Raw genomic sequence first — 7,166 nt, forward strand, 5'->3', positions numbered from 1 at the left:
AGAGCAAAGACGAATATCCTTGCCATTACGGCGGATCACGAGGGTATTCCCGTCCATGAATGCGCCTTCTTCTACCTCATGCTTTGTTGACAAAAGGCAGACATGTGTATGCTTTTCTGCCTCATCTTTTAATCCGTACACCAATGGAGATTCTGCGTTCAGCAGAAGGCAGTCCGACTGGTCCATATTTTCAAAGATGCGCGCTTTAGCGGCAATATAGGCTTCCATTGTATGATGGCGTTCAAGATGATCCGGCGTTATGTTCAATATGACAGCGGCCTTAGGCTTAAATGATTCTATGAATTCCAGCTGAAAACTGGAAACTTCAGCTGCAATGAGCCCGTCAGAAGGAACCAGTTCCGCCTCACGGCTCAGTGATATTCCAAGATTTCCTGCAAGAGCAAAAGGTTTCCCGGAATGGCTTATCATACTCCCCAGAAGTGTTGTTGTTGTTGTCTTGCCATTTGTTCCGGTAATTGCCAGAATCGTAGCTTTGGTGACCCGATAGGCCAGCTCTATCTCGCTGATCACGGGAATTCTCTTTTTTACAGCAGCTGCAACGATGGGATTTTCAGCCGGTATGACAGGAGATACTACGACAGTATCTATCCCATCCAATAAACTCTCCGTCTGTGTTCCGAACACAAAAACTGCCCCGCGTTCTGACAGAGCTTCTTTCTCTTTTTTATCCTGAATCGTATCTTTCAAATCAGAAATCAATACGGACACTCCATGATTTAAAAGAACATGGGCCGCGCCCAGGCCGCTTATTCCTGCGCCAAGAATTAAAACATTCCTCATCTAATTCTCCTCCTGATAGTTCATTACATTTTACAGATGGCAGAAGTTTCTGCCATGACAAGAAAAAGAGTCTGTTAGAAGATAAAGAACGAACTCCCTCTGAAAATGTTTTCTACTCACTGGTTTATTATACATCCATGCGTTCAAGCTAAAGACAATATGATATTTTACATCAAACAGCATTTGATGCAATAGATAATATCAGGCTTGAACATGCAGCAATACCTTCAACAAGCCAGAAGGCCCAGACTACATGGACTTCGCTCCATCCGGACAGCTCGAAATGATGGTGCAGCGGGCTCATCTTGAATACCCTCTTTCCCGTCAGCTGGAAGGAAGCTACCTGTATAATAACCGATAATGCTTCAATTACAAAAATGAAGCCGATAAAGATAAGCAACAGCTCTGTCCGCGTCATAACGGAAATACCTGCAATGGCACCGCCAAGGGCCAGGGATCCGGTATCACCCATGAAAATCTTCGCAGGATGGTAATTGAAGAATAAGAATCCGATACATGTTCCTGCGAGAATAATGATAAAATACCCCAAATCATTATTTCCACTCAAATAGCAATAGACTGCATATGCAGAAAATGCAATGACGCAGCAACCGGATGCCAGTCCATCCAGACCGTCAGTCAAATTAACGGCATTGGATGCGCCTACAATGACCAGTATGACAAAGATATAGTAAAATGCTCCAATATAGATATCAATATTGGTGAAAGGAATAGCTATAGAGAAGGGCAGATGAAGTGTATCTACGACTCCCCAGCAAAACAGAACTGCCAAAATAATCTGCCCGAGCATCTTCTGCTTAGCTGTCAGCCCCAGATTCCTTTTCTTCTCCGCTTTTATAAAATCATCTAAAAAGCCCAGAATTCCATGCCCCAGCGTTAAAAAGAGAAGCCAAAGTGCGGCTGGATCCAGAATTTTATTGAACAGCAGGACTAAAACAGCAGAAAGGATCATGAAAATCCCTCCCATAGTTGGTGTACCGTTTTTAGACCTGTGTGATTTAGGCCCTTCTTCTCTGACAGACTGACGGGCCTTTAATTTCTTTAACAAAGGAATAGCGATAGTCCCCAATACGATTGTTGTTACTACAGCTTCCAGAAGATAAATCAAATAATTCTGTTCCATTACTTTATGTAGCTCCTATCAATTATTTTGGGTATTTCTTCCATATGCATATAATGTGATCCCTTGACAAGGACCGCATCGCCAGGTTTTACAATATCCATAAGGCATTCTGCCGCATCCTCGCAGGATTCAAAGCTGAAAACATTTTCCATCCCATTTTCTTTGGCGCCCCGAGCCAGCTCATGGCAGAGCGGTCCGACGGTAATTAAACCGTCAAAAGAAAATTGTGCAGCCTTTGCACCCGTCTTGAAATGAAGCTGCTTTTCAAACTTTCCCAATTCGCCCATATCGCCCAGTACCAGGTACCTGTGTTCTGCATTCATCTGGGCAAGCGAAGAAAATGCCATCTCCATGGATAATGGATTTGCATTATAGGAATCATCCAGAACCGTGACCCCATGAATATTCAATATGGTCTGCCGCTGTCCTATCGGTTTGAAATTTTTCAAGGCTTCAACGATATGATCCATGTCTACGCCAAGAGACAGCCCGGCCGCTGCTGCTGCCAGGGAATCATATACATTATGGATTCCTAATAAGTTTAATTTGACCGGATATTCTTTATCCAGATATACGCAGATATAGCAGGTTGATTCCCCGTCATAAACGATATCCTTCCCTCTTACGCTGCATGTTTCCCCCAATCCATAGTAAACAACGTGATTGCAGAGGGTTCCCATGCGGCGCACAAAAGGATCATCGCCATTTAAGATGGCAGTTCCATCTTCCGACAGATTACGGATCAATTCGCTTTTAGCCAATGCAATATTTTCCTGGCTTCCCAAAATGCCGATATGGGAAGTACCTACATTGGTGACGATACCCATAGTAGGGCTTGCAATAGAGCATAACTGATTGATCTGGCCTAAGCCTCTCATGCCCATTTCTGTCACACAGACTTCAGTTTCTCCTGTCATGGATAACAAAGTTTGTGATAAGCCGATTTCATTATTAAAATTTTTCTGCGTGGACGTTATTTTATAAACAGATGACAATACTGCAGAAAGCATATCCTTTGTCGTCGTTTTTCCATTGGAACCGGTTATTCCGACAACAGGAACAGAGAATCTCATACGATGAAAATGTGCAAGCGAAAACAGTGCAGATAAAGTATCCTTGACACAGATTACAGTGACAAAGTTCCCCCACTCTTTCAAAAGTGCAAGGTCAGAAACCATTACCGCGGCTGCTTTTCTGGAAACCGCTTTGCTTACATAATCATGTCCATCAAAATTATCACCTCTGAGAGCGATGAAAAGTTCGCCTTCCCCAATGGTTCTGCTGTCTGTGCTGACCCCGGAAACGAAATCCGCATTTCCCTTCTGTATCAATTTTCCATCTGCAGCGTCAAGAAGTTCCTGTATTTTAAAAGAAGCCATCATTTCACTTCCTTCAGCGCGTTTCGTGCTTCTTCTCTATCATCAAAATGAATCGTCCTGTCCTTTAGAATCTGATAATCCTCATGTCCTTTTCCGGCAATAATTACAATGTCGTCATCTTTGGCAAGTGAAACAGCCCGCTTGATTGCCTGGCGGCGATCAGCAATGACTTCGTAATAGAGATCAGGTTTATTCTTCTTTACCTTTTCTACTCCCACGACTACATCCTCTATTATCTTCTCCGGATCTTCCGTTCTTGGATTATCACTTGTCACAATTGAAATATCAGCATGCTCTGCTGCAATGCTTCCCATAATAGGGCGCTTCATCCTGTCGCGGTCACCACCGCATCCAAATACTGCGATAATTTTTCCCTCTGTAATTTCGCGCGCCGTACCGAGTATTTTCTCCAAACCGTCGGGCGTATGTGCGTAATCGACAACTACCGCAAATGACTGTCCCTCATCAATAAGTTCGAAACGGCCTGGAACTGACTGAAAATCTTTAACCGCTTCAATAGCATCATCCATGGAAATGCCTTCATTCAAGGCCGCACCAATAGCGCCTAATGTGTTGTAAATATTGAATCTGCCTGCAAGACGGGTCTCTACTTCATAGTCATTCTCATGATAGCGCACCTTAAATCTGGATGATTTTCCTGTGAATTTGCTGTCATACGCATAAAGTTCAGCCGAAGAATCATTCATACCATAAGTATGAAGCGGGCAGACCTCTGTATTAACAGCCTCTATCATAGTATGAGCATATGGATCATCAATATTGATCCAGGCAGATTTTCCAGTTTTATGCTGATTCTCAGAAGAAACCATTTCGAAGAGCATAGCCTTGGCTTTTGCGTAGTTTTCCATGGTCTTATGGAAATCAAGATGATCCTCAGTCAGGTTTGTAAAAACAGCATCATCAAATTCGCACCCTTTCACTCTCCCCAGAACAAGAGAATGCGATGATACTTCCATGCAGACATGGGTCACATGCTCATCAACCATCATGCTGAGAAGTCTCTGCAGATCGATTACAACCGGCGTTGTATTATGTGTCGGTATTTCCTTATCTCCGATGAGAGCATGTATTGTGCCGATAACTCCCACCTTATTTCCTGCTTTGTGAAGTATATGAGCCGCAATATGCGTTGTAGTCGTTTTTCCGTTCGTTCCCGTCAAAGCTATCATGCGCATTTTCCGAGAAGGATAATCAAAGAAGAATGGTGCCATATCTTCCATTGCTTCCCTGGTATCTTCTACATAAACAACTGCGATTTCATCCGGTACATCAATCGGTTCCTGAGCAACAATTGCGACGGCCCCCTGGGCAGCAGCTTTGGCTGCAAAATCATGCCCGTTTACATGGGCACCGCACAGGCAGATGAATAAGCTGCCTTTTTTTACTTCTCTTGAATCAGCTGTGATATCACTTACTGCAGTATTTAAATCGCCTTGAATCTTAAGACAATGTGTCTTCTCTATCAGATCTCTCAGAATCTTCAAAGTACAATCACCCCTGTTTTTTAGCTAAGCGTTATTTTTTATAATAACGTAAATTGTATCCTAGCACAATAGCGGCCTTATTAAAAGGCCGCTATTGTGCTAGGATTATTAAATTTAGCTCTCCTGGCAACCTTTGGAATTGCTTGGTTATCATGGGATTTCAACTATCTCTTGCTGTATTCAGCCCTGGCGCACTTCAACACCATCCTCGTGCCCGTAAAGTGCATGCGCAGGCAGTCTCATTCCCAAATTTAATTCCGCAATCTTCTGTATTCTGACAGGAGCTTCAAGTTTTGATACTTCCAGCTTTAAAACTGCATTGCTTTTTGTCATTTCCATAACAGCACTGCGAGATTCAAGCATCACATGCTCTTCCTGCGCATTGATTCCCTGGAGGAACAGCATAAGAACAACCGGCATAATCAGCATCAATGCTGCATAGAAAACTCTTTTTATCTGAAGGGAGAATAATGTATCACGTTCACTGCTGCGCCCTATACCTGCATCACTTACAGAATAATCGGCAGCTGCAGTATAACCAAATCTGACCATTTGTGCATTTTGATATAACATAGTACATCTCTCCCCCGTAAAAACAACGCATCAAGAGCAATGCGTAAGAAAATTACTCATCCGCTAACTTTTCAACAACTCTTAAAACAGCACTTCTTGCACGCGGATTATGTTCAAGTTCTTCCTTTGACGGCTTAATTGCCTTCGATACCGATTTGACAACAGCCTTATGCCCGCAAACACAAACAGGCAGATCCGGAGGACAAATGCATCCTCTCTCCATATCTTTGAAAGTTCTTTTTATAATTCTGTCTTCAAGTGACTGGAATGTGATAACACCTAATCTCCCCCCTGGTAAAAGATGTTCCACACAATCTTCCATTGTCTGTTTCAATATTCCTAATTCATTATTGACTTCTATTCGAATAGCCTGAAATGTTCTTTTGGCCGGATGAGGCCCTATCCGTCTGGCATTTGCCGGAATGGCAGCCTTGATGATATTGACCAGTTCCTCTGTCGTTTCAATCGGCTTCTCTTCCCTGAATCTGCATATAAACTCAGCGATTCTGTTTGCCCAGCGCTCTTCCCCATATTCCCATATGATTTTTTTCAGCTGACTCTGCTCGTAAGTATTGACTACTTCATAAGCAGTCAAGGGATTGTCCTGATTCATCCTCATATCCAGACGGCCGTTGTTCATGTAGGAAAACCCACGTGAACCGTCATCGAGCTGGTGTGAAGATACACCGAGATCGAACACAAAACCATTGACTTTAGAAATCCCCAGATTATCTAATATGTTATTTATATTCGAAAAATTATCATGAACCAGTTTTACACTGCACTTGGCACCTTTCAGTCTTTCGCCGGCTGCTTCTATTGCCTCTTCATCCTGATCAACCCCGATTAAAAAACCGTCTGGCGAAAGCCGTTCTATCAATGCCAGCGAATGGCCGCCGCCGCCAAGAGTGCAGTCGACGTATATCCCCTCTGGGTCTGTTACTATCAGATTGATCATCTCATTGAGCAGGACAGTAACATGTTGAAACTCCATCATAAACTCCTTTTCTGCTTCATTAGAGATCGAAATTCAGTGGCAGATCCAAAGAATCAGCAATCTCAGCAACAGATTCTTCTCCGTTTTCGTCCGCATCCAGCAATTCCGGATCCCAAATCTCTATAATTGCCCCGGTTCCTATGATGCAGACATCTTTTTTAAGCTGAGCAAATTCACGTAGATGCGAAGGAATTAAAATGCGTCCCTGCCTGTCACAAGATACTTCAGTACCTCTGCCAATCAAATGGCGCATAATTTTTCTTACTTTCTGATTTGTAAATGGGAGTTTCTGCAGCTTTGCTATTAATGAATCCCATTTTTCTTTTGGATATATGCATAAGCACTGATCCAATCCGGGGGCCAGGATAAAAACGTTGCCAAGTTCTTCTCTAAATTTGGTAGGAAGAATCATACGTCCTTTTGAATCAATCGTATGTGAGTATTCATTCATGAACATATTCTCTTCCACCTCCCCCATATTTACCCACATTCTACCACAAATCCCCACTTTTACACAATTAAAATGTTCATAATATGCAAATAATATAAGACAGCGGCATCATATGCGGCATTTGACGCATGCAGAAAATAATTACCGGGCAAGCCAAACGCCGGTCCTTCCACCTGCATGAATAACTGCTTCTCCTGAAGCAGTTCACCAGTGCCATCATTAGTTTTGATATTAATTTCCGGGTTTCCTTATCAAAATTCCGTCTTCACGGCTAAATGCACAAAAAAAGGGGCTGTGACAAAATGGTTAATCATTT

7 protein-coding genes are annotated in these 7,166 nt (G+C 42.8%); all 7 read right to left on the reverse strand.

All coding sequences use genetic code 11. From position 1 onward, the window contains the following. On the reverse strand, positions 1 to 801 hold an 801-nt coding region (gene murD / locus M3200_RS03375; protein WP_288178111.1), incomplete at its 3' end, for a UDP-N-acetylmuramoyl-L-alanine--D-glutamate ligase. A 172-nt stretch (positions 802 to 973) separates the two neighbouring features. Beyond that, positions 974 to 1,945, reverse strand: a complete 972-nt coding sequence (gene mraY / locus M3200_RS03380; protein WP_022382128.1) for a phospho-N-acetylmuramoyl-pentapeptide-transferase — start codon at positions 1,943 to 1,945, stop codon at positions 974 to 976. Then, on the reverse strand, positions 1,945 to 3,327 hold the full coding sequence (locus tag M3200_RS03385) for a UDP-N-acetylmuramoyl-tripeptide--D-alanyl-D-alanine ligase (protein WP_022382129.1): 1,383 nt from the start codon (positions 3,325 to 3,327) through the stop codon (positions 1,945 to 1,947). The genes mraY and M3200_RS03385 overlap by 1 nt, the downstream gene beginning before the upstream one ends. After that, positions 3,324 to 4,829, reverse strand: a complete 1,506-nt coding sequence (locus M3200_RS03390) for a UDP-N-acetylmuramoyl-L-alanyl-D-glutamate--2,6-diaminopimelate ligase (RefSeq protein ID WP_022382130.1) — start codon at positions 4,827 to 4,829, stop codon at positions 3,324 to 3,326. Before M3200_RS03390 ends, M3200_RS03385 begins: the two co-directional genes overlap by 4 nt. Positions 4,830 to 5,009: 180 nt before the next feature. Further along, positions 5,010 to 5,402 carry an FtsB/FtsL family cell division protein gene (locus M3200_RS03395; protein WP_022382131.1) on the reverse strand — a complete coding sequence of 131 codons (393 nt, stop codon included), beginning with the start codon at positions 5,400 to 5,402 and terminating at the stop codon, positions 5,010 to 5,012. Between the two features lie 52 nt (positions 5,403 to 5,454). Further along, complete coding sequence (gene rsmH, locus M3200_RS03400; RefSeq protein WP_022382132.1) at positions 5,455 to 6,396, reverse strand: 16S rRNA (cytosine(1402)-N(4))-methyltransferase RsmH; 942 nt, start codon at positions 6,394 to 6,396, stop codon at positions 5,455 to 5,457. Between the two features lie 22 nt (positions 6,397 to 6,418). Beyond that, complete coding sequence (gene mraZ / locus M3200_RS03405; RefSeq protein ID WP_022382133.1) at positions 6,419 to 6,856, reverse strand: division/cell wall cluster transcriptional repressor MraZ; 438 nt, start codon at positions 6,854 to 6,856, stop codon at positions 6,419 to 6,421. Between the last annotated feature and the right edge of the window lie 310 nt (positions 6,857 to 7,166).

Origin of the sequence: Dialister sp. CAG:357, from assembly GCF_000435155.1 — a bacterium.
GTDB lineage: Bacteria > Bacillota > Negativicutes > Veillonellales > Dialisteraceae > Dialister > Dialister hominis.